The organism is Amycolatopsis sp. NBRC 101858 (genome assembly GCF_030269325.1).
Classification (GTDB): Bacteria; Actinomycetota; Actinomycetes; order Mycobacteriales; family Pseudonocardiaceae; genus Amycolatopsis; species Amycolatopsis ponsaeliensis.
Genome location: NZ_BSTD01000002.1, coordinates 1097714 through 1119035 on the forward strand (window position 1 = coordinate 1097714; position 21322 = coordinate 1119035).

The 21322-nt window shown below is 72.1% G+C and carries 20 protein-coding genes; 11 read left to right on the plus strand and 9 right to left on the minus strand.

What is annotated here, in order from left to right; genetic code table 11:
• Positions 1 to 63: 63 nt before the first annotated feature.
• Together mftF and mftD are read left to right on the plus strand one after the other, a co-directional pair.
• Positions 64 to 1485, plus strand: a complete 1422-nt coding sequence (gene mftF / locus QSK39_RS18430) for a mycofactocin biosynthesis glycosyltransferase MftF (protein WP_285478971.1) — start codon at positions 64 to 66, stop codon at positions 1483 to 1485.
• Entirely contained in the window at positions 1482 to 2675 is a 1194-nt protein-coding gene (gene mftD / locus QSK39_RS18435) for a pre-mycofactocin synthase MftD (RefSeq protein WP_285478972.1), read from the plus strand. Before mftF ends, mftD begins: the two co-directional genes overlap by 4 nt.
• Positions 2676 to 2678: 3 nt before the next feature.
• On the opposite strand, the gene QSK39_RS18440 is transcribed toward mftD, so the two are convergent.
• Entirely contained in the window at positions 2679 to 3107 is a 429-nt protein-coding gene (locus QSK39_RS18440; RefSeq protein ID WP_285478973.1) for a MerR family transcriptional regulator, read from the minus strand.
• A 37-nt stretch (positions 3108 to 3144) separates the two neighbouring features.
• Between QSK39_RS18440 and QSK39_RS18445 the strand changes: the two genes are divergently transcribed.
• Positions 3145 to 3762 carry a class I SAM-dependent methyltransferase gene (locus tag QSK39_RS18445; RefSeq protein ID WP_285478974.1) on the plus strand — a complete coding sequence of 206 codons (618 nt, stop codon included), beginning with the start codon at positions 3145 to 3147 and terminating at the stop codon, positions 3760 to 3762.
• Here QSK39_RS18445 and QSK39_RS18450 read toward each other — a convergent pair.
• Entirely contained in the window at positions 3749 to 5005 is a 1257-nt protein-coding gene (locus QSK39_RS18450) for an amidohydrolase family protein (protein ID WP_285478975.1), read from the minus strand. The genes QSK39_RS18445 and QSK39_RS18450 overlap by 14 nt on opposite strands.
• A gap of 80 nt (positions 5006 to 5085) precedes the next feature.
• On the opposite strand from QSK39_RS18450, the gene QSK39_RS18455 reads away from it, so the two are divergent.
• A complete protein-coding gene (locus tag QSK39_RS18455; RefSeq protein ID WP_285478976.1) occupies positions 5086 to 6057 on the plus strand; it encodes an Lrp/AsnC family transcriptional regulator in 972 nt (323 codons plus the stop codon).
• On the opposite strand, the gene QSK39_RS18460 is transcribed toward QSK39_RS18455, so the two are convergent.
• Entirely contained in the window at positions 6044 to 8323 is a 2280-nt protein-coding gene (locus QSK39_RS18460; RefSeq protein WP_285478977.1) for a glycoside hydrolase family 3 N-terminal domain-containing protein, read from the minus strand. The two genes, QSK39_RS18455 and QSK39_RS18460, sit on opposite strands and share 14 nt — an antisense overlap.
• 197 nt (positions 8324 to 8520) lie before the next feature.
• Here QSK39_RS18460 and QSK39_RS18465 point away from each other — a divergent pair, with 197 nt between their 5' ends.
• Complete coding sequence (locus QSK39_RS18465) at positions 8521 to 9876, plus strand: alpha/beta hydrolase (protein WP_285478978.1); 1356 nt, start codon at positions 8521 to 8523, stop codon at positions 9874 to 9876.
• A gap of 22 nt (positions 9877 to 9898) precedes the next feature.
• Here the strand turns inward: QSK39_RS18465 and QSK39_RS18470 are convergent, their stop codons facing one another.
• Positions 9899 to 10690, minus strand: coding sequence for a S1 family peptidase (locus tag QSK39_RS18470; RefSeq protein WP_285478979.1), 792 nt, complete (start codon positions 10688 to 10690; stop codon positions 9899 to 9901).
• A gap of 251 nt (positions 10691 to 10941) precedes the next feature.
• On the opposite strand from QSK39_RS18470, the gene QSK39_RS18475 reads away from it, so the two are divergent.
• Complete coding sequence (locus tag QSK39_RS18475; protein ID WP_285478980.1) at positions 10942 to 11703, plus strand: polysaccharide lyase family 7 protein; 762 nt, start codon at positions 10942 to 10944, stop codon at positions 11701 to 11703.
• A 43-nt stretch (positions 11704 to 11746) separates the two neighbouring features.
• Here the strand turns inward: QSK39_RS18475 and QSK39_RS18480 are convergent, their stop codons facing one another.
• The 3 genes from QSK39_RS18480 to QSK39_RS18490 all read right to left on the minus strand — a co-directional run bounded on the left by QSK39_RS18480 (position 11747) and on the right by QSK39_RS18490 (position 13933).
• Entirely contained in the window at positions 11747 to 12769 is a 1023-nt protein-coding gene (locus tag QSK39_RS18480) for an LLM class flavin-dependent oxidoreductase (RefSeq protein WP_285478981.1), read from the minus strand.
• A gap of 91 nt (positions 12770 to 12860) precedes the next feature.
• A complete protein-coding gene (locus QSK39_RS18485) occupies positions 12861 to 13478 on the minus strand; it encodes a hypothetical protein (protein WP_285478982.1) in 618 nt (205 codons plus the stop codon).
• A gap of 17 nt (positions 13479 to 13495) precedes the next feature.
• Complete coding sequence (locus QSK39_RS18490) at positions 13496 to 13933, minus strand: hypothetical protein (RefSeq protein ID WP_285478983.1); 438 nt, start codon at positions 13931 to 13933, stop codon at positions 13496 to 13498.
• Between the two features lie 311 nt (positions 13934 to 14244).
• Between QSK39_RS18490 and QSK39_RS18495 the strand changes: the two genes are divergently transcribed.
• The 3 genes from QSK39_RS18495 to QSK39_RS18505 all read left to right on the plus strand — a co-directional run bounded on the left by QSK39_RS18495 (position 14245) and on the right by QSK39_RS18505 (position 17879).
• Positions 14245 to 14673: a Fur family transcriptional regulator gene (locus QSK39_RS18495; protein ID WP_285478984.1), complete on the plus strand. Its 429-nt coding sequence runs from the start codon at positions 14245 to 14247 to the stop codon at positions 14671 to 14673.
• 22 nt (positions 14674 to 14695) lie between these two features.
• On the plus strand, positions 14696 to 16927 hold the full coding sequence (gene katG, locus QSK39_RS18500) for a catalase/peroxidase HPI (protein ID WP_285478985.1): 2232 nt from the start codon (positions 14696 to 14698) through the stop codon (positions 16925 to 16927).
• 148 nt (positions 16928 to 17075) lie between these two features.
• Positions 17076 to 17879, plus strand: a complete 804-nt coding sequence (locus QSK39_RS18505; RefSeq protein ID WP_285478986.1) for an SCO4651 family lipoprotein — start codon at positions 17076 to 17078, stop codon at positions 17877 to 17879.
• A gap of 3 nt (positions 17880 to 17882) precedes the next feature.
• Here the strand turns inward: QSK39_RS18505 and QSK39_RS18510 are convergent, their stop codons facing one another.
• On the minus strand, positions 17883 to 18461 hold the full coding sequence (locus QSK39_RS18510; protein ID WP_285478987.1) for a TetR/AcrR family transcriptional regulator: 579 nt from the start codon (positions 18459 to 18461) through the stop codon (positions 17883 to 17885).
• 85 nt (positions 18462 to 18546) lie between these two features.
• Between QSK39_RS18510 and QSK39_RS18515 the strand changes: the two genes are divergently transcribed.
• A complete protein-coding gene (locus QSK39_RS18515; protein WP_285478988.1) occupies positions 18547 to 19464 on the plus strand; it encodes an aldo/keto reductase in 918 nt (305 codons plus the stop codon).
• Here the strand turns inward: QSK39_RS18515 and QSK39_RS18520 are convergent.
• Positions 19461 to 20291, minus strand: a complete 831-nt coding sequence (locus QSK39_RS18520; RefSeq protein WP_285478989.1) for an SDR family NAD(P)-dependent oxidoreductase — start codon at positions 20289 to 20291, stop codon at positions 19461 to 19463. The two genes, QSK39_RS18515 and QSK39_RS18520, sit on opposite strands and share 4 nt — an antisense overlap.
• Before the next feature lie 71 nt (positions 20292 to 20362).
• Between QSK39_RS18520 and QSK39_RS18525 the strand changes: the two genes are divergently transcribed.
• On the plus strand, positions 20363 to 21295 hold the full coding sequence (locus tag QSK39_RS18525; RefSeq protein ID WP_285478990.1) for a LysR family transcriptional regulator: 933 nt from the start codon (positions 20363 to 20365) through the stop codon (positions 21293 to 21295).
• The last annotated feature ends 27 nt before the right edge of the window (positions 21296 to 21322 follow it).

A 21322-nucleotide genomic window follows, 5' to 3' on the forward strand; every position in this document is an offset into this window, starting at 1 on the left:
TACCGCAACCGAGCCCCACCCGGCCAGCCGGCCCCCAAGCGCAGCTTCCGGAGGGCCGACCCCATGACCTCCGCACCCACGCCCCTGCCCGCCGGCTTCCGGATCGTCCTCGATCCCGACACCAAGCACCTCCGCGATGACCTCTGGTTCGGCGGCTCACCCGCCCGTGTCCTCCGCCTCACCGCGGCCGGCCGGCGAGCCTGGGACGAACTCGCCCACCACCCCGTCAGCGACGCAGCCACCGGCGCGCTCGCCCGGCGGCTCACCGATGCCGGCTTCGCGCATCCCGTTCCGCCCAAACCGGCTGCGCCCGCCGAGCTCACCGTTGTCGTCCCGGTTCTCGACCGGGCCGGCCCGCTCGCCCGCTGCCTGGCTTCGCTCGACGGCACCCACCCCGTGCTCGTCGTCGACGACGGGTCCGAAGACCCCGCCGCCATCGCCGCCGTCGCCGCCGCGCACGGGGCGAAACTCGTGCGTCACGAGGTCAACCTCGGGCCCGGGGCCGCTCGGAACACCGCTCTCGAGCACGTCTCCACCGAGCTCGTGGCCTTTGTGGACAGTGACTGCGTCGCCACCGGGAGCTGGGCCGACCACCTCGCCGCCCACTTCGCCGACCCCCTGCTCGCCGCCATCGCACCCCGCGTCCGCGCCCTCGCCTCCGACACCGCCGCCGGGCGGTACACCCGAGCGGCCGGCGGTCTCGACCTCGGGGACCGGCCCGCACTCGTCGCGCCCCGCACCCGGATGTCGTACGTCCCGACCGCCGCCCTGGTCGCGCGCCGGTCGGCCCTCACGGCGATCGGCGGGTTCGATCCCGGCCTGCGGGTCGGTGAGGACGTCGACCTCGGCTGGCGGCTGCACGCCGCGGGTCACCGGGTCCGGTACGCCCCCGGGGTCCACGTCGGGCACCAGGAACCCGCGACCTGGCGCGAGCTCCTCGGCCGCCGCGCGCGATACGGCACCTCCGCCGCCCCGCTCGCGCAGCGCCATCCCGGGAACCTCGCGCCGCTCGTGCTGCACCCGTGGCCGGCCCTGACCGTCGCCGCGCTGCTCGCGCGGCGGCCGCTGCTTGCGTCCGCCGGCTTCGGCGGTGCCGTCCTGAGCATGCTGAAGACGTTGCGATCCAACGACATCCCCACCGAGGGCGTGGTCCGCGCGATGGGCACCGCCGTCCACCAGACCTGGCTCGGCACCGGCCGCTACGGGACGCAGTTCGCCGCGCCGGTCCTCGCCGCCCTCCTCACCGGACGCGGGTGGGGACGGCGCGCCGCCGTCGCGTCGCTGCTGCTCGGCCCGCCGCTGACCCGGTGGCTCGCCGACCGGCCCGCCCTGGACCCCGTCCGCTACACCGCCGGCGCCCTCGCCGACGACATCGCCTACGGCGCCGGCGTCTGGGCCGGCTGCCTGACCCACCGGACCCCCGCGCCGGTGCTGCCCGAAATCGCCTGGCGCCCGCTGCGCGTCGACCGTAAGGACAAACGATGAGCGACACCTGGTTCGAATCCATCGCCGAAGCCCAGCGGCGCGCGAAGAAGCGCCTGCCCGCGTCCGTCTACTCCGCCCTGATCGCCGGGTCCGAGAAAGGCCTGACGCTCAAGGACAACCTCGACGCGTTCGACGAGCTGACGTTCGCGCCGCGCACCGCCGGGCAGTCCGGCGAACGCGCACTCGCCACCTCCGTGCTCGGCCGCGAGATCGCGCTGCCGGTGGTCATCTCCCCCACCGGCGTGCAGGCGGTGCACCCGGACGGCGAGGTCGCCGTCGCCCGCGCCGCCGCCGCGCGCGGCACCGCGATCGGCCTGAGCTCCTTCGCCAGCAAGCCGATCGAAGAGGTCGTCGCCGCCAACCCGGCCACGTTCTTCCAGGTCTACTGGACCGGTAGCCGTGACGACATCCTCGGCCGGCTCGACCGCGCCCGGCGCGCCGGCGCCGCCGGGATCATCCTCACGCTCGACTGGTCGTTCTCCCACAGCCGCGACTGGGGCAGCCCGCACATCCCCGAGAAACTCACCTTCCGCGAACTGCTGCGGTTCGCGCCCGAAGGCCTGGCCCGCCCGCGGTGGCTGCTGGACTACGCGCGCACCCGCCGCCTGCCCGACCTCAGCGTGCCGAACATGGCCGAACCCGGCTCGCCGGTCCCGACGTTCTTCGGCGCGTACGGCCAGTGGATGCAGACGCCCCCGCCGTCGTGGGACGACGTGGCCTGGCTGCGCTCGCAGTGGGACGGGCCGTTCCTGCTCAAGGGCGTCATCCGCGTCGACGAGGCCCGGCGCGCGGTCGACGCGGGGGTCAGCGCGATCTCCGTGTCGAACCACGGCGGCAACAACCTCGACGGCACGCCGGCCACGATCCGGGCGCTCCCGGCGATCGCCGACGCGGTCGGCGACCAGGTGGAAGTCCTGCTCGACGGCGGGATCCGGCGCGGCAGCGACGTCGTCAAGGCACTCGCCCTCGGCGCCCGGGCCGTCCTCATCGGACGCGCGTACCTCTGGGGTCTCGCGGCGAACGGCCAGGCGGGCGTCGAGAACGTGCTCGACGTCCTGCGCAACGGCATCGACTCGACGCTGCTGGCGCTCGGTCACCGCAGCGTCCACGACCTGAGCCGCGACGACGTCCGGATCCCGGAGACGTTCACCCGTGCCCTGGGCACCGGCACCCCGGCCACCGTCCGGTAGCCGTCAGTGCGAGTGGGCCTCTTCCAGAGAGGCCCCCGCCAGGCGGGCCGCGACTCCGCGGCGGAAGTTCGGGCAGTCGTGGACGTCCTCGCGCGGGCACGCCAGGCCGTGCGCGATCGCCGTGCGCGCGGCCTGGGCCCGGGCGATCCGGCGGTCGAGTTCCGCGAGTTTGCGTTCGTGCAGCTCGCGCCAGCCCTCCGCGGCCGACGTGCGCAGCTCCATGAGCGTCTTCAGTTCGCGCAGGGTGAACCCGACGTCCCGGAAGATCAGGATCTCGCCGACCAGCTCGACGGCCGAAGGCGGGTAACGCCGCTGGCCCGCGACCCGGTCGGGCGCCGGGAGCAGGCCCAGCTCCTCCCAGTACCGCAGCGCGGAAGTGGCCACGCCGGTGCGGTGGGCCAGCTCGCCGATCGTCAGCAGCTCCTCGGACATTTGACTTCGAGCGTACTTGAAGCCGTTGACTCGCGGCATGGCGATGACCGCGCTCAAGCAACGCATGATCGGGCAGTTCCACCACCCGCACGGCCTCGGCGGGCGCGTGGCCGGCTGGGTGATGGCGCACCGGGCCTCGAACCGGCAGCGCAACGTCTGGGTGGTGTCCCTCCTGGACGTCCGGCCCGAGGACCGCGTGCTCGAAGTGGGCTTCGGCCCCGGGATAGCGCTCGGTGAGCTGGCCGCCCGCGCCACCCACGGCCGCGTCTACGGCGTCGACCACTCCGCGGTCATGGTCGAGCGCGCGAGCCGGCGCACCCGGGCCGTGGCCGACCGGATCGAGCTGATCAACGCACCGGTGGACCGGCTGCCGTCGTTCGGCGAACCCCTGGATGCCGTGCTCGCCGTGAACTCGTCCGGCTTCTGGCCCGATCCCCCACAGCGGCTGCGCGAGCTCCGGAACCTGCTGCGCCCGGGTGGCCGCATCGCGCTCGCGTCCCAGCCGCGGTGCCCCGGCGCGAACCGGGACACCACGACCAGGGCCGCGGGCGAACTCCGGGACCTGCTCATGCAGGCGGGGTTCACCGGCCTGCGGGTGGAAACCCTCGACCTCGATCCGCCGGTGGCCTGCGTCCTCGGCGTCAACCCCGGCTGATCAGCCGGTCCCGCAGGCGATCCGCGGTCACCAGGTGAGCGCCGACGTCGGCGAGCAGCCGCCCGTGGCGCTTCACCACCCGGCCCGCGACGAGCACGGTGTCGACGTGCGCACGATCCATCTGCTGGGTCACCGTGCTGTACGGGTCGTACACCGGGGCGACCCCGACGCGGTCGGCGCGCAGCAGCACGATGTCGGCCGGGCGGCCCGGGGCCAGGACGCCGGTCTCCAGACCGAGCGCCCGCGCCCCGTCGCGGGTGGCGTGGCCCAGCATCGCGTGCACGGTCGCCCCGGACAGCTCGTCGTGGCGGGACACCTGGTACGCGGCGCGCAGCTGAGTGAACATGTCCGCCGCCACGGTGACCTCGACGTCCGTGCTCAGGCTCACCGGGACCCCGGCCCGCGCGGCGGCGGCGAACGGCGGGTGCCCGTGCCCCATCACCAGCTCGACCGCCGGGGCGACCGAAAGCGACCCGCCGCTGTCGGCGATCAGCTTCAGCTCGTCCCCGTCGAGGCCGGTGCCGTGGATGAACACGGTGCCGGGCCTCAGGACGCCGAGCGCACGCAGCCGGGAGACGGGCCCTTCGCCGTGGTGGCGCTGGACGACGTGGCGGGCCGTCCGGACACCCAGCTCGTCCGCCAGCCGGGCGTTGTGGCGTTCGGCGGCTTCGTCGCCCGGCTCGGTGACGAGCGCGAGCGTGACCAAGCCGTCGTCGCCGGGCAGAAGCTCTTCGCGGACCCGCCGCACGTCGGCGTCGAGGGCGGCGCCGTGGCTCTTGGCTCGGGGAAAGCTGGTGCCGTAGGCGAACACCGCGCGGATGCCGCTGTCCTTCAGCGCCTGGACGAGCGCGTCGGACGCGGCCGGGCTGTCCTGGATGTTGGAGACGTCCTGCACCGTCGTGATGCCCGCGTCCAGTGCCGCGTAAGCCGAAAGCAGGTTCCCGAGGTAGAGGTCCTCGGGCGTCAGAAGCGGGCCGACGCGCTCGAGGACGGTCGTGAAGTACTCGGCCAGCGTGTGGTGCGGCGCGCTGCCGCGCAGGGTGGCCTGCCACATGTGCCGGTGCGTGTCGACGAAGCCCGGGATCGCGAGGCACCCCGAAGCGTCGATCTCCGCCGCGTCGGCAGGCAGGTCCGGCCCGATTCCGGCGATCCGTCCGTCCTCGACGAGAATGTCCGCGCGGTCCAGGTCGCCGGGGGCCATCGTGAGGACCCGGGCACCGCGGATGATCAGCGATTGCGTCATGGCCCCACTCTCGGGCCCGGCCGCACTACGGCTCCACCTACCGCTTCGAGATGGGAAGATCCTCCGGACAGGAGGACACCATGACCGATTCCGCCGAGTTCGACGCCCTGGACCGGAAGATCCTCCACGCGCTGCAGGTCGACGGCCGGGCCCCGGTCCAGCGCGTCGCCGATGTCCTGGGCGTCTCCGCCCAGACCGTCCACCGCCGCTACAGCCGGCTGCGCGTGGCCGCCGGGCTGCGGGTGACCGGGCAGCTCCGGCCCGAGGCCGTCGGCGAGGAGGAGTGGCTCCTGCGGATCCGGTGCGCCCCGGACCGCACCGGGTCGATCGCGGGGGCGCTGGCCCGCCACGGCGAGACCTCCTGGGTGCACATCGCTTCCGGCGGCACGGAAATCATGTGCGTCGCCCGCAGCGGCGCCGGTACCGGGCCGACGCTGCTCCAGTCGCTGCCGAACACGCCGCGGGTGCGGGAGATCAGCGCGCACTGCCTCCTCCACACCTACTACGGTGGCGAGCTCAGCATCGTGACCAAGACCGGGCCGCTGGACGACGACCAGGTCGCGGCCCTGCGGCCCGGTCCGCACGCGGCCACCGGCACCGCGACACTCACCGGGACCGACCACGCACTGGCGGCCGTGCTCGCCCGCGACGGGCGGGCCGGCTACCCGGAGCTGGCCCGGGCGGCCGGGTGCTCGGTGTCGACCGCCCAGCGGCGGCTGACGGAGCTGCGCCGCCACGGCGTGCTCTACTTCGACCTCGACCACGACCCGCGCGTCCTCGGCCGCACCAAGCTCGCGATGCTCTGGCTCGGCGTCGGCCCCGCCGCGCAGGACGAGGCCGGCCGGGCCCTGGCCACGCACCCCGAGGTGTCGTTCGCGGCGGCCACGACCGGCCCGGCCAACCTCTACGCGGCGGTCAACTGCCCGGACAACGCGGCCCTGCACCGGTACCTGACGGGCCCGGTCGCCGGGCTGCCCGGCCTCACCTCCGTGGAGACGGCACCGATCACCGAGACGGTGAAACGCGCGGGAACCGCGCTCAGCCGACGGTGAAGCTCGCGGTCAGCGTGGCCGCCGAGCTGGTGCCCACGTAGACCTCGATCTTGCCCGGCTCGACGCGGAACTTCGCGGCGTTGTCGTAGAAGCCGACGTCGTCCGGGGTCAAGGTGAACGTCACCGTCTTCGACGCACCCGCGTCCAGGGTCACCCGCTGGAACCCGCGCAGCCGCCGGACGGGCTGCACGATCGTCGCGACCGGGTCACGCAGGTACAGCTGGACGACCTCGTCGCCCGCGCGGCCGCCCGTGTTGGTCACCCGGGCGCTCACCTGGATCCGGCCGCCGCGAGCCGACATCCGGGTGTCGGAAAGCCTGAGGCTGTCGACCCGGAACGTCGTGTACGACAGGCCGAAGCCGAACTCGTACAGCGGCCCGGTCTCCAGGTCGAGGTACTTGGACGTGTACTTGTTGTTCGGATCGGCGGGCCGTCCGGTGTTCTCGTGGTTGTAGTAGATCGGGACCTGGCCGACCGCGCGCGGGAAGCTCACCGGCAGCTTGCCGCCCGGGTTGACCGTGCCGAACAGGACGTCCGCGACCGCGTGCCCACCCTGCACACCCGGTGCCCACGCCTCGAGGATCGCGGGCGCGTTGTCGTGCAGGTACGGGATCGTCAGCGGCCGGCCGTTGACCAGCACCACCACGAACGGCTTCCCGGTCTCCTTGATCGCGGCGACGAGCTGCTGCTGGACGCCGGGGAGGTCGATATTGCTGCGCGCGGCCGCCTCACCGCTCATCGCGGCGGTTTCCCCGACCACTACGACGGTGACGTCGGCCGCGCGGGCGGCCTGCTGCGCGGCGGCGAACCCGCTGGTGTCGGTCCCGTCGACCGTGCAGCCCGCGGTGTAGGTCACCGCGGCCCCGGGCGCCGCCGCCTTGATCCCGTCGACCACCGTCACCGGCGGGGTCGTGCCCGCGCCGGTGCCCAGGCCCGACCAGGTGCCGTTGAGGTCGTAGGTCGCCGTGCCGAGCGGGCCGACCACGGCCACCTTGCCGACCGACTTGGCCAGCGGCAGCACCGGCCCGACGTTCTTGAGCAGCACCATGCACCGCCCGGCGGCCTGCCGCGACGCGGCGAGCGCGGCCGGGGACGGCGCCTTCACCTCGCCGGCCTCGTCGACGTACGGGCGCTCGAACAGGCCCAGCTTGACCTTGACCAGCAGGATGCGGCGGACGGCGTCGTCGATCTGGTCCCGGGTGATCCGGCGCTGCGCCAGCAGCTGTTCCCCGAACTTGACGTAGTTGGTGCTGACCATCTCCATGTCCACCCCGGCCGGGAGCGCGGCGGCCGCCGCGTCCGCGCCGTCGCCGGCGAGCCCGTGGTTGATCAGCTCTTCGATGCCGGTGTAGTCGCTGACGACGAACCCGCCGAAGCCGTACGCGCCCTTGAGGACGTCGTGCAGGACGTAGCCGTTGCCGTGCGCGGGCACGCCGCTGATGGTGTTGAAGCTGGCCATCACGGTCGCCACGCCGGCCTCGACGGCGGCCTTGAACGGCGGCAGGTACAGGTTGTGCAGGCGCTGCAGCGAGACGTCGACGGTGTTGTAGTCGCGGCCGCCTTCCGCGCCGCCGTAGGCGACGAAGTGCTTGGCGCACGCGGCGAGCCGGTCCGGCGACGAGTAGTCGCCGCCCTGGTAGCCGCGGACCTTGGCCACGGCCATTTGCGAGGCCAGGTAAGGATCTTCACCCGAGCCTTCGGCGATGCGCCCCCAGCGCGGCTCGTGGGTGACGTCCATCATCGGCGCGTAGGTCCAGTGGATGCCGCTGCGCCGGGCTTCCTTCGCCGACACCGTCGCGTCGGCGGCCGGCACACCCGGGTCGAAGCTCGACCCCTGGGCCAGCGGGATCGGGAAGTTCGTGGTGTAGCCGTGGATCACGTCGAGACCGAAGATCAGCGGGATCTTCAACCGCGTCCGCTCGACGGCGATCTTCTGCAGGGCGTTCAGCTTCGCGGCCCCCACCACGGAGAACACCCCGCCGAGCTGCCCGGTCGCCAGCGACGTCCGCGCGAGGTCCTCGGTGCCGACCAGTTGCAGCTGCCCGAGTTTTTCGGCGAGGGTCATCCGCCGGAGGAGGTCTTCGACCCGCGGGTTGCGCTCCGGCCGGCCGGCGGTGTCCGCGGCGGCCGGCGAGGCGAACGCCGTGGCGACTCCCCCGGCGGCGAGGAGACCGCCGACTCCGGCGAGCAGGCTTCGCCGGTTGACGCCGTCGGCGGACGGCGAAGCGACTGCGTGGTTCTCGGGGTGGCTCTCGGGCTGTTCCATGGCGGGGACCCTTTCGCGAGAGGACGAGGGCCGTCAGCATAAGCACGATCACGGCCCGCCGAACGGTTGGTTTTTCTTTCCCGCGAACGCTTGTGGTCCGGCCACGGGAGTCCTACCGTCGACTCCGGACCGACTGCGGAGGGGGCGCTGTGCGGGCGTTCGGAGCTGTCCTGGCAAGCACTCTTCTGCTGACCGGCGTGACCCCCGCCCTCGCGGACGCGGCCTGGTCGCCGTCCCCGATCGCGTGGACGACCTGTCCGGACGACCCGGACAACCCCGGCGTTCCCGACGGCGAATGCGGCACGCTCCGGGTGCCGCTCGACTGGGACCGGCCGTGGGGACCCTCGATCGGCCTCGCGGTCGCCCGGCACCGCGCCACCGACCCCGCCCACCGCCTCGGCGTGCTGCTGGCCGACGCCGGCGGGCCCGGCTCGTCCGGCGCGGAGATAGCGCTCTCCCCCGGCTACTTCGGCCCGGAGCTGCGGGACCGGTTCGACGTCGTGGGCTTCGACCTGCGCGGGACCGGCAACAGCGAGTACATCGACTGCGGGGACGTGCCGGACGCGCCCGGCAACGAACCCGCCGACCGCGTGCAGTTCGACGCCCTGCGCGCGTACCAGCGGCAGGTCGTCACGGACTGCCGGGCCCGGAACCTGCCGGTCTTCGACCACGCCGACACCGGCACCAACGCCCGCGACCTGGACGCGGTCCGCCGCGCGCTCGGCGAAGACAAGATCAGCTTCCACGGCGCTTCCTACGGCACGCTGCTCGGTCAGCAGTACGCCGAGCGGTACGGCGACCACGTCCGCGCGATGGTGCTGGACGGCGTCATCGACCACAGCGTGGATCTCGCGCACTTCGTCGGCGACCGGGCCGCCGCCGTGGACGAGCTGTTCGGGCAGTTCACCGCGTGGTGCGCCCGGACGGAGACCTGCGCGCTGCACGGCCAGGACGTCCTCGCGACCTGGCGCCGGGCTCAGTCTGCCGCCGACGCGATGCCGTTCCCGCACAACTGGCTGCGCGACCGGGTGTACGACGACATGCGGATCCCGGACTGGGACGACGTGGGCCGCGTCATCGCCGATACCGCGGCGGGCACTTCCCCGGTGCGGGCCGAGTTCACGCCCAACTACCCGTCGATCCGCCTGGCCGTCGTCTGCCAGGACTTCGACCTGCGGATGCCGAATTTCGCGCGGTACTCGGCGATGCACGCCGAGGAGCTGCGCCGGTCGCCGATCATGCGCGGCAGCACGATCGGCCACGACGAAGCCACCGCGTGCCTCGGCGTCAGCGGCCCGCCCGCGAACCCGCCGCACCGGGCCGACCTCGCGCGAGCACCGCGGATCCTGCTGCTCAGCAGCCGCTACGACCCGGCGACGCCGTATGCCTGGGCGGTCGACCTCCACCGCCAGGCGCCGGCGAACACCACGCTGCTGACCTACGAAGGCTCGGGGCACGGTGCCTACCGGCGCACCCCGTGCACCCGGGCGGCGGTGGACGGCTACCTGCTGACGCTGAAGACACCCCACCACGACTTCGGCTGTCCCGCTTGAGCCACCACCGCCCGGTCCGGGCTCAGCCCAGGTGCGAGCTGATCACCGAGTAGTCGTTGCCGACGTTGGTGTACACGCCCGGGAAGTCCTTGCGGGCACAGCCTTCGCCCCACGAGACGATGCCGGCGAGCTTGCCGTCGACGTAGGCCGGGCCACCCGAGTCGCCCTGGCAGGAGTCCTTGCCGCCTTCGGGCACGCCCGCGCAGAACATCGAGGCCTTGTCGTACTTCGCCCCGCCGGTGCTGTACTTCTCCGCGCAGGTGTCGTTGTCCACCACCGGGACCGACACCTTGAGCAGCGTGTCGGAGACGTCGCCGCCTTCGGACGTCGTGCCCCAGCCGACCACCGTGACGTCCTTGCCCGCCTGGTAGGCGGCGTCGCCGGCCGACTGCACCAGCGTCGCCGGCTCGTACGGCAGGTCCTTGTCGAGGGTCAGCACGGAGTTGTCGTGCTGCATGCCGCTCATGTCGAAGTCCGGGTTCTGCCAGACGTCGCTCACGCCGGCCTTCGTGCCGGAGGTGTCGCTGAACTTCGTCTGGCCGCCGATGATCTCCATCTGCGACGCTTCGACGCCGTCGGTGCAGTGCGCGGCGGTCAGCACCTTGTTCTTCGCGACCAGGGTGCCGGCGCAGTGCTGCGCGCCGTTGACGTTGAAGATCACGGTGGCCGGGAACTCGTCAATCGTGGTCGGCGTACCGCCCACGATCCGCGGATCACCGGCCGACGCACCGGGTGCGGCGACGACGGCGAAGGCTGCTGCCGAGGCGAGGACCAAAGCGGCTCGCCGGACCACGGAACGTCCGTCTACCTGCATGAACATCTCCCTTCAGGGACCTGGAAGGTGGTACCCGGGAGCAGACCAGACCGGCCGTGGTCGCGGTTAGCTACGAAAGTCGCTTCCTGACCATTTGACGACGATGGTTGGTTTTTGTCTCACTTGCGTGGCGGAGAATCACGCGGCGCGGTAGCCGCCGGGTCAATCCTTGACATGACGCCAACACGGCCTTACCGTTTTCCCACGCCGCCGGGTTGTCCAGACCATTTACATCGTGAAGGGACACCTCGATGCGCATGCGTTCCCTGCTCGTCCTGCTGGCGGTGCCGGCACTGGTCGCCACCGCGTCGCCCGCGCAAGCGGCCGACCCGACCGTGGCCCCGGGTGGCAACTTCGACCTGGGGATCTGGCAGCTGCAGGAGCCGGTCGGCTCCCCCGGTTCGCCGACCACCATCTCTTCGTCCCGGTTGAAGGGCGCGAACGGCTTCCAGGACAGCTACTTCTACACCGACACCCGGGACGGCGCGATGACCTTCTGGGCGCCGGAAAAGGGCGTCACCACCCCGAACTCGAACTACGCGCGGTCCGAGCTGCGCGAGATGAACCGCGACGGCTCGGCCGCGAACTGGTCGCTGAGCGGTTCGCACAAGCTGAGCGCGACGCTGCGCGTGGTCTCGGTGACGTCGAACGTGTGCGTGGGCCAAGTCCACCTCGGCACGGGCGGCTCGTCGACGAAACCGTTGCTGGAGCTGTACTACCACTCGAACGGCGACATCGTCCTGGGCACGGAGAACTCCCCCGACGGCGGCCAGACGCCGCACACGGTCGGGCACGTGTCGATCGGCAAGACGTGGACCTACACGATCGGCATCTCGGGCGGCAACACCATCGACCTGACGGTCAACGGCAGCACCACGCACTATTCGATCCCGTCGTCGTTCAAGGCGTACAAGCAGTACTTCAAGGCGGGCTCGTACAACCAGTCCTCGTCGGACAGCACGACCAAGGGCGCACGGGTCGGGTTCTACGGCCTGACCGTCTCCCACGGCTGACCGGTCCGGCCCGGTGGCCGCCACCACCAGGCCGGCGTCCGGCTCAGCGCCAGCCGAGCTCCGGGGCCACGTGGGTGAGGATGCTCTCCAGCACGTGCGCGTTGTAGTCCACGCCGAGCTGGTTCGGAATGGTCAGCAGGAGCGTGTCCGCGGCCTGGACCGCCTCGTCCTCCTTGAGCTCGCGCACCAGCTCGTCCGGCTCGGCCGCGTACGAGCGCCCGAAGATCGCGCGGGTGTTCTCGTCGATCATGCCGACCTGGTCGCGGGAGTTGCGGTCGCCACCGAAGTACGCGCGGTCCTGGTCGTTGGTCAGCGCGAAGATGCTGCGGCTGACCGACACGCGCGGCTCGCGGGTGTGCCCGGCCTCCTGCCACGCCTCGCGGTAGGCCTCGATCTGCTTGCGCTGCTGGACGTGCAGCGGCTCGCCCGTCTCGTCGTCCTTGAGCGTGGAGCTCTGCAGGTTCATCCCGAGCTTCGCGGCCCAGACGCTGGTCGCGTTGGAGCTCGAACCCCACCAGATGCGGTCGCGCAGGCCCGCGGAGTGCGGCTCGAGCCGCAGCAGTCCCGGCGGGTTCGAGAACATCGGCCGCGGGTTCGGCTGGGCGAAGCCCTCGCCGTCGAGCAGCTTGAGGAAGACCTCGGTGTGCTGCCGGGCCATGTCGGCGTCGGTCTCGCCGTCGGCCGGGGCGTACCCGAAGTAGCGCCAGCCCTCGATCACCTGCTCGGGGGATCCCCGGCTGATGCCGAGCTGGAGCCGTCCCTCGGAAATGAGGTCGGCGGCGCCCGCGTCCTCGATCATGTACAGCGGGTTCTCGTAGCGCATGTCGATCACGCCCGTGCCGATCTCGATCTTCGAGGTGCGCGCCCCGATCGCCGAGAGCAGCGGGAACGGGCTCGCCGCCTGCCGCGCGAAGTGGTGCACGCGGAAGTACGCGCCGTCGACGCCCAGCTCCTCGGCCGCGACCGCCAGGTCGATCGACTGGTGCAGGAAGTCCGCGGCGGACCGGGTCTCGGAGTGCGGGCTCGCCGACCAGTGGCCGAACGAGAGGAAGCCAATCTTCTTCACACCCCTCCCAGCGTCCGGCGGGCACGAATGATTCCCCGCTGTGGGCGGACCGGCCGCCGCCGCACCCCTCGCGCGGCGGCGGCCGGGGTGCTCACCCGCAGTGTTCGGCGCGTTCCTGGTCGGTCATCGGCGCGGTGTGCTGCGTGATGTCCCCGGTCGAGCCGGGCACCGGGCCGTCCGCGTCGAAGTCCTGGTACCAGATGTAGTGGTCGTAGAACTTGTCCGGGAAATGCATTTCGTAGGTGCCGTGCACCTTCTGCATCTTCGGCGCGCGTTCCACCCAGCCCTTTTCCCCGGGCCGGACGTCGACGTTGGTCGCCTGCCCTTCGGTGTGCGACGACTCCCACGTGTGCTGGTACGACGTCTCGATGGAAACCTTGAACACTTCCGAGAATCCGTATTCGGCGGAAAGGGAAACGCCGAAGCTGTTCGATTCGCCGGTCGTGTCGGACCAGTTCACCGTGCTGCGCTGCAGGTCGCCGGTGCAGTTGAAGGCGGCTTCGCCGACCTGGTGGCCGGCCCCGGTGTGCTCCTCCGGCGGCCCGGCCGGGTGGAACACGCACGAGTCCGTGCCGTTGTTGCACTTGTCGAGCAGCTCCCGGGCCGTGGGGCCGCCGTCGGCCGACGCGCCGGGAGCCGTGAGGACGAGGCCGGCGGCGGTCAGCAGGCCGAGGCCCGCCGCCGTCCACGCGGTGCGCTTGCTGGTCATGGTGATCACTCCTTCGCTCAGCTGAAACCGATGGACTGGGTGCGGTTGTCCATGAAGGACCCGACGTTGCCGGTGTTCTCCTTGAACGGGCCGTCGCGGTCGCCGCCGAGGTTCGGCTCCGGGTAGAGCCAGACCCAGCAGTCACCCCACGGCTGCACGGAGCTGATCTTGTTCTTCCAGTCGTCGCCGAGGTCGAACTGCCAGTTGACCCAGCCGTCCTTCTTGCACAGTTCGGGTCCGGTGATCGTCAGCGAGTTCCCCGTGTAGTCGGGACCGTCGAAGAAGGTGCCCTGCACGACCTGGCCGGCTTCCTGCTCGACGGCCGCCGAGCGCTGCGTGCCCGAAGAACAGTGCTGCACACCGGTCACCGAATTCAGCACGCAATGCCGGGTCGTCGCCGCCGCGGACGCCGGAACGGCGCCGAGCAGGCTCACCGCCGAAGCCGCGGCCGTCATCGCCAGAACAGTTCTGGTCCAATTCCGCGCCATTGTGAAATCCTTTCATGGAATGGGAAGTGATCTTCTTCCTCGAAAGTACGACGACACCCTCGGCCACTGCGCGCGCGTTGCCCCTCGGAACAGCGGGGTCTGCCCCATTCCCCCACGGCCCCCGGCGCCGTTGTGCGTCCTCGGCGGGCTCGCGGTACAGTGCGCCATCCCGGTGACGGAGATCACCGATCCGGTGACTGCGCGTGACACGATCACGCCTCTTCCGGCGTGTCGTAACTTGACTCATTCCAGAGAAGCCCCCTAGGGTGACCGGCGTGATGACCGACTTCGAGGCGCAGCTGCGGGCGGTCTCGTTGCGGGTGACGCGGCCGAGGCTGGCCGTGCTCACCGCGCTGCACGACCACCCGCACGTCGACACCGAGACGGTGATCGCGCTGGTGCGGGCCGAGCACCCGGCGGTGTCGCACCAGACGATCTACGACGTCCTGCGGGCGCTCACCGACACCGGCCTGGTGCGGCGCATCCAGCCCGCCGGCGCCACCGCCCGGTACGAGTCCCGGGTCGGGGACAACCACCACCACGTCGTGTGCCGCACCTGCGGTGCGATCGCGGACGTCGACTGCGCCGTCGGCCACACCCCGTGCCTGACCGCCTCGGACGACCACGGTTTCGTGATCGACCAGGCGGAGGTCGTCTACTGGGGCACCTGCCCCGACTGTGCGGCCACCACCCGAACCTCCCATTGATTGCCGCCTCGGAAGGAAGTAGATGAGCAACACCCAGGACAACGCCGGCTGCCCGGTCGCACACGGCTCCGTGACCGCGCACGGCAGTGAGAGCGAGAACCCGGCGATCGACGCCCCGTCCGCCAAGACGGGCGGCCGTCCGCGCACCAACCAGGACTGGTGGCCCAACCAGCTCGACCTGACGGTGCTGCACGCGCACTCGGCGAAGAGCAACCCGCTGGGCGAGAAGTTCGCCTACGCCAAGGAGTTCGCGAAGCTCGACGTCGAGGCCCTCAAGCGGGACATCACCGAGGTGCTCACCACCTCGCAGGACTGGTGGCCGGCGGACTTCGGCCACTACGGCGGCCTGATGATCCGGATGAGCTGGCACGCGGCGGGCACCTACCGCATCCACGACGGCCGCGGCGGCGCCGGTGACGGCGGTCAGCGCTTCGCGCCGCTGAACAGCTGGCCGGACAACGCCAACCTCGACAAGGCGCGCCGCCTGCTGTGGCCGGTCAAGCAGAAGTACGGCCAGAAGATCTCGTGGGCCGACCTGCTGGTGCTGGCCGGCAACGTCGCGCTGGAGTCGATGGGCTTCGAGACCTTCGGCTTCGGCTTCGGCCGCGTCGACACCTGGGAGCCCGAAGAGATCTTCTGGGGCCCCGAAGAGAACTGGCTGGGCGAGGACCGCTACGCGTCCGACAGCGAGATGGTGCCCGACCTCGGCGCCACCGAGATGGGCCTCATCTACGTCAACCCCGAGGGTCCCCGCGGCAGCGCGGACTTCGAGGCGGCGGCCCACTTCATCCGGGAGACCTTCGCCCGGATGGCGATGAACGACGAGGAGACCGTCGCCCTCATCGCCGGCGGCCACACCTTCGGCAAGACCCACGGCGCCGGTGTCGCCGACGACCACGTGGGCCCGGAGCCCGAGGGCGAGCGGCTCGAGACCCAGGGCCTCGGCTGGCTGAGCACGCTCGGCAGCGGCAAGGGCGCCGACGCGATCACCAGCGGCCTCGAGGTGACGTGGACGGACAAGCCGACCGAGTGGAGCAACCGCTTCTTCGAGATCCTGTTCGGCTACGAGTGGGAGCTCACGACGAGCCCGGGCGGCGGCAAGCAGTACGTCGCCAAGGACGCGCCGGAGATCATCCCGGACGCCTACGACCCGAACAAGAAGCACAAGCCGACGATGCTCACGACGGACCTGTCGCTGCGCTTCGACCCGGTCTACGGCCCGATCTCGCGCCGCTTCCTGGAGAACCCGGACGAATTCGCGCTGGCGTTCGCCAAGGCCTGGTACAAGCTGCTGCACCGCGACATGGGCCCGGTCAGCCGGTTCCTCGGCCCGTGGGTCGCCGAGCCGCAGCTGTGGCAGGACCCGGTGCCGGCCGTCGAGGGTGACCTCGTGGGCGACGCCGACATCGCGGCGCTGAAGGCGAAGGTCCTCGAGTCCGGTCTGACGGTCGCCCAGCTGGCCGGCACGGCGTGGGCGTCGGCCGCGAGCTTCCGCTCCACCGACAAGCGCGGCGGCGCGAACGGTGCCCGCATCCGCCTCGAGCCGCAGCGCGGCTGGGAGGTCAACCAGCCCGAGCAGCTCGCGACGGTCCTCTCGACCCTCGAGGGCATCCAGCGCGAGTTCAACGAGGCGGGCGGCGCGCAGATCTCGCTGGCCGACCTGATCGTCCTGGCGGGTTCGGCGGCCGTCGAGAAGGCGGCGCGCGACGCCGGCGTCGAGACGACGGTGCCGTTCCACCCGGGCCGCACGGACGCGACCCAGGAGCAGACGGACACGGACTCGTTCAAGGTGCTCGAGCCCCGCGCCGACGGCTTCCGCAACCACCTGCGCGCGGGCGAGAAGCGCCAGCCGGAGGAGCTCCTGGTCGACCGCGCATACATGCTCGGGCTTTCGGCCCCGGAGATGACGGTCCTGGTCGGCGGGCTGCGCGCGCTGGGCACGGGCACGTCTTCGCACGGCGTGTTCACCGACCGCCCGGGCGTCCTCTCGAACGACTTCTTCGCCAACCTGCTTTCGCCGGGGACGCGCTGGAAGGCCTCGGACTCCGAGGAGAACGTGTACGAGATCCTGGACGCGAGCACGGACAAGCTGAAGTGGACGGCCACGGCGGTCGACCTGGTGTTCGGGTCGAACTCCCAGCTGCGGGCCCTGGCCGAGGTGTACGCAAGCGACGACGCGCGCGAGAAGTTCGTGGCTGACTTCGTCGCGGCTTGGACGAAGGTCATGGAGCTGGACCGGTTCGATCTGGCGTGATTTCGAGTCGCTGACGGGCCCGGCCGATCTTGGTGATCGGCCGGGCCCGTTCGTTTGAGCCGACCGGGACCGATCTTCTCCGGCTCATGCCCGGAATGTGACCTTCTCCCGATACCGTCCCCGCGGAACGTGATGCCGAGGGGGTTCCATGCGGAAGGCCGGTCTGCTCGTCGCCGGGGTGGTTTTGGTGCTCGCTGCCTGTGATCCCGGGCCCGGTGCCGCGCCGCCGCCCGCCGCGTCCGCCGTGCTCGGTGCGCCGGCCGGGGATGTCGCGCAGCTCGTGGCCGCCGTGCGGGGCGGGATCGCGCAGGCGCCTTCCGTCAGCTTCACCCTGGAGGCCACCTTCGGCGCGGCTCCCCAGCACGCCACCGGATCGCTGCGGTTCGACGGCGGTGCCACCGCGCTGAAGATGGTCGCCGACAGCGGGGAAACCCGGGTGCTCGGCCGGAAGACCTACACCCGCACGCCGGTGGACGCGGTTCCCGGCAAATCGTGGATCGGGACCGACGCCGGCAGCGCCGATCCCGTCGCCCAGGCCATGGGTGCCGCCGTCCCGGCGATCGTCAAGCTGCCCGACCTCTCCCTGGCCCTCACCGAACTCGAGCGCACCGGCCGGATCGTGTCGGCCGGCCAGACCCGGCTCGACACCGTCGCGGTCAACCACTACCGGCTCGAATTCGATGCCGCGAAAGCCCCGGAACTGTTCCCGGAATACGCGGAGCCGCCGCTGGACGGCAAGCCGGCCAAGCCGGTGACCGCCAAGCTGCCCGCCGAACTGTGGCTCGACGCGGCGCAGCGGCCCGTGCGGTTCGCCGTCGAGCTGCCGGGCCTCGGCCCCGGGCTCAAGGGCACGACCGCCTACCACGGGTGGGGCGAGCCGGTGGACATCCAGCCGCCGCCCGCCGACCAGGTCCTCGACGCCGCCGAACTGCTGAAGAAGATGGGCCGCTGACGCCTACCGGCCGGGGTCGCGCACGGCGTCGACGATCAGGTCGAGCATCCGCCCGATCCGCTCCGCGTCCTGACCGCCCGAAGTGGACAGGAACACGCCGAGCACCATCAAGGTGACGTCCTCGGGATCGACGCCGGCGCGCAGCGTGCCCGCGCGCGCCCCCGCGTCGAGGATCGCGCCGATCGCCTCGGTGATGCGGCGGCGGGTCGTCGGGGTCGCGATGCGGCCCGATGCCAGGCTCGCGCGGAGGCTGTCCGCCATTCCGCGCTTGGTCTCCACGAACTTCGCGTAGCGGTCCATCCACGCGCGGAGGGCCGCCTCGGGCGGGAGTTCGGCGAGCAACGCCGGGGCACTCGCGGTGACGTCGTCGAGCTCGGCCGCGTAGACGGCTTCGACCAGTGCCTCCCGGGTCGGGAAGTGGCGGTACAGCGTGCCGATCCCGACTCCGGCCTCGCGGGCGACGGCTTCGAGCGCGACGGTCCCGTCGGCGGCCGCGAAGGCCGCGCGCGCGACCGCGACCAGTTTCTCGCGGTTGCGGCGCGCGTCGGACCGCGCCGGCCGCTCGGGTTCGGGCGGAGACAAAACGGAGGCACCTCCGGTTGTGCTACTGTCAGCTTTAACGGAGGTTCCTCCGCTTCACCATCATCGCACGAGGACGGGACTACGCATGCCTTCCACCGAAAGTGCCCCGCGACCGGGTGGCGCCGGCCCGCTTGCCGGCCGCACCGTCTCCCGCGTCGGCTACGGCGCGATGCAGCTCGAACGCCTCCACGACGACCGCGCCGCGGCCGTCGCACTGCTGCGCCGGGCCTTCGACCTCGGCGTCGACCACGTCGACACCGCCCAGTTCTACGGCAACGGCTTCGTCAACGAGGTCATCCGCGAGGCCGTCCGGCCCGGGGACGACGTCGTGGTCGTCAGCAAGGTCGGCGCCGATCCCGACCCCGGCGGCCCGATCCCGCTCCGCCTGGCGCAACGGCCCGCGGAGCTGCGGGCGAGCGTCGAGGACAACCTGCGGGCCCTCGGTCTCGACCGGATCCCGCTGGTCAACCTGCGCCGCGCCGACCGGCGGCCCGGCGTGGTGGCCGAGGGCGACCAGCTCGTCGACCTCGACGACCAGCTCGCGGTGATGACCGCCCTGCGCGACGAGGGCAAGATCGGCGCGATCGGGCTCAGCAGCGTCACCCTCGACGTCCTGCGCCGGGCCCTCCCGGCCGGCATCGCGTGCGTGCAGAACGCCTACAGCCTGGTCAGCCGCGACGACGAGGACATGCTCGCCCTCTGCCTCGAGCAGGACATCGCGTGGGTGCCGTTCTTCCCGCTCGGCGGCGCCTTCCCCGGGCTGCCGAAGGTGACCGACGAGCCCGCGGTGCAGGCGGCCGCCCGCGAACTCGGCCGCACGCCCGCGCAGATCGGGCTGGCGTGGCTGCTGCACCACGCCCCCAACGTCCACCTCATCCCCGGCACCGCGAGCGCGGATCACCTGGAGGGCAACATCGCCGCCGGTCACATCGTGCTCGACGGCGAGACGCTGGCGGCCCTGGACGCCGTCCTCTCCCGCTCGATGGAGGCCACGCTCGGCTAGCGCCAGGGCAGCACGGCGCCGTGGCGGACCAGCTCGCCGTACTGGGCGGGGTCGACGGGCCGGAGCACGAGGTCCAGCACCGCATCCGCCGCCTGCGCCGGGCTCGGCGCGTCGCCGACGTCCCACCACAGCGCGGACGTCGGCGTGTTCATCATCCCGGGGCAGACGGCGGCGAGCAGGATGCCGCGCGCCAGGTCGTCGTCGCGGCGCTGGGCGGCGAGCGTGCGCACCGCCGCGACCTGGCCGATCTTGGACGGGATGTTGACGAAGCCCGGCCAGTCGCCGGCGCGGGCGCTGCCGTCTTCGACGGCGTCGCGCCAGGCGGCGACCTGCTTGTCCACCTCGTCCAATGAGGACAGACCGTCGAACCGTCCGTGCAGCGCCGGCGCGAGGTGGTTCAGCGTCCCGAACGAACTGGCCACGACGAGGAACCGGCCGCCGTCGCGCAGCAGTGGCGCGAAAGCGCGCAGCAGCCGGGTGGTGCCGAAGTTGTTGACCTCGGCGTAGGCGCGGACGATCGCGCGCGGGTCGTCGCCGGGCCCGACCCGCATGACGGCGTTGCCGAGCACGACGTCGACACCGCCGTGCCGCTCGGCCAGCTTCGCGGCGAGGCGGCCGGGCGCACCGGGCTCGGCGACGTCGAGGACCTCACCGCGGACCTCGGCGCCGCCGGCCGGCCCGGCTTCGACGGCCTCGGCGACCCGCCCGGCGTCGCGGCCGGTCAGGTAGACGGTGTCCTCGGTGGACAGTCGCGCCGCGAGCCCTTCGACCAGGGCGAGGCCCAGGCCCTGGGTGGCTCCGGTGACAAGAGCGATCTTCGGGGTCATGCCATCCACGCTAGGTCCGCTCCGACCATGCGAAAAGCGAAAGAACCGCAGACCTGGTATGCGTAGACGGCATGACCTTCGCCGACGCTTCCCTGACCGCGCTGCGGGTGTTCCGCGAGGTGGCCGAGCGGGGCACGCTCACCGCCGCGGCCACCGCGCTCGGCTACACGCAGTCCGCGGTCTCCCGGCAGATCGCCTCGCTGGAGCGCGCGGCGGGAACGCCGTTGCTGGAGCGGCGCCACGACGGGGTGCGGCTCACGTCGGCCGGGCGGATCGTGGTGCGCCGCGCCGCCGGCGTGCTCGACCAGCTCGACGCGACCGCGCGCGAGCTGGCCGGGCTGCCCGGCGAGCAGGGCACGGTGCGGCTGGGCTGGTTCCCCACCGCCGGGGCCGACCTGCTGCCCCGCGCGCTGGCCGCCCTGCGGCGCACGCATCCGGCGATCACGGTGCTCAGCCGCGAAGGCGGCACGCCCGCCCTGGTCCGCGCCCTGCGCGCCGGCACGCTGGACCTCGCGCTGGTGGCCTCGGCGCCGCCGTTCCGCCCGCCCGACACCGAGACCCCGGCACTGGCCCTGCGGACGCTCGCCGAACGCAGCCTGCGGGTGGCCGTGCCGGCGAGCCACCCGCTCGCGCGGCGGGAGTACGTCGACGTCGCCGACCTGCGTGGGCAACGCTGGATCGCGGGCTCGGGCGACGACCGCGTGATGGGCGTGTGGCCCGGTGTGGACGAGCGGCCCGAGATCGCCCACACCGCCCGCGACTGGCTGGCGAAGCTGCACCTGGTCGCGGCCGGCTGCGGCATCACGACGGTGCCCGGCTCACTCGGCGCCGTGGTACCGGCCGGGGTGCGGGTGCTGGCGGTCCGCGGTGGCCCCGGGGAGCAACGGCGGGTGCTGCTCGCCCACCTCCCGCGACCGCTGTCCGACGCCGCGGCCCGCGTTGCCGAGGCACTGCGGGAGGCCGCCCTCGAGACCGATTCGGTCGGCGCGCCCACTACCCGGTGATGACGGCCCACCCAGGGACAACGACGA

Bases quoted from the DNA above. Each gene is read 5' to 3' on its own strand.
- QSK39_RS18485 (WP_285478982.1), bottom strand. From the start codon at position 13,478: ATGACCAGCAAGCGCACCGCGTGGACGGCGGCGGGCCTCGGCCTGCTG.
- QSK39_RS18525 (WP_285478990.1), top strand. From the start codon at position 20,363: ATGACCTTCGCCGACGCTTCCCTGACCGCGCTGCGGGTGTTCCGCGAG.
- QSK39_RS18505 (WP_285478986.1), top strand. From the start codon at position 17,076: ATGCGGAAGGCCGGTCTGCTCGTCGCCGGGGTGGTTTTGGTGCTCGCT.
- QSK39_RS18440 (WP_285478973.1), bottom strand. From the start codon at position 3,107: ATGTCCGAGGAGCTGCTGACGATCGGCGAGCTGGCCCACCGCACCGGC.
- katG (WP_285478985.1), top strand. From the start codon at position 14,696: ATGAGCAACACCCAGGACAACGCCGGCTGCCCGGTCGCACACGGCTCC.
- QSK39_RS18490 (WP_285478983.1), bottom strand. From the start codon at position 13,933: ATGACGGCCGCGGCTTCGGCGGTGAGCCTGCTCGGCGCCGTTCCGGCG.
- QSK39_RS18450 (WP_285478975.1), bottom strand. From the start codon at position 5,005: ATGACGCAATCGCTGATCATCCGCGGTGCCCGGGTCCTCACGATGGCC.
- QSK39_RS18515 (WP_285478988.1), top strand. From the start codon at position 18,547: ATGCCTTCCACCGAAAGTGCCCCGCGACCGGGTGGCGCCGGCCCGCTT.
- QSK39_RS18495 (WP_285478984.1), top strand. From the start codon at position 14,245: ATGACCGACTTCGAGGCGCAGCTGCGGGCGGTCTCGTTGCGGGTGACG.
- mftF (WP_285478971.1), top strand. From the start codon at position 64: ATGACCTCCGCACCCACGCCCCTGCCCGCCGGCTTCCGGATCGTCCTC.
- QSK39_RS18460 (WP_285478977.1), bottom strand. From the start codon at position 8,323: ATGGAACAGCCCGAGAGCCACCCCGAGAACCACGCAGTCGCTTCGCCG.
- QSK39_RS18445 (WP_285478974.1), top strand. From the start codon at position 3,145: ATGGCGATGACCGCGCTCAAGCAACGCATGATCGGGCAGTTCCACCAC.
- QSK39_RS18475 (WP_285478980.1), top strand. From the start codon at position 10,942: ATGCGCATGCGTTCCCTGCTCGTCCTGCTGGCGGTGCCGGCACTGGTC.
- mftD (WP_285478972.1), top strand. From the start codon at position 1,482: ATGAGCGACACCTGGTTCGAATCCATCGCCGAAGCCCAGCGGCGCGCG.
- QSK39_RS18470 (WP_285478979.1), bottom strand. From the start codon at position 10,690: ATGCAGGTAGACGGACGTTCCGTGGTCCGGCGAGCCGCTTTGGTCCTC.
- QSK39_RS18520 (WP_285478989.1), bottom strand. From the start codon at position 20,291: ATGACCCCGAAGATCGCTCTTGTCACCGGAGCCACCCAGGGCCTGGGC.
- QSK39_RS18455 (WP_285478976.1), top strand. From the start codon at position 5,086: ATGACCGATTCCGCCGAGTTCGACGCCCTGGACCGGAAGATCCTCCAC.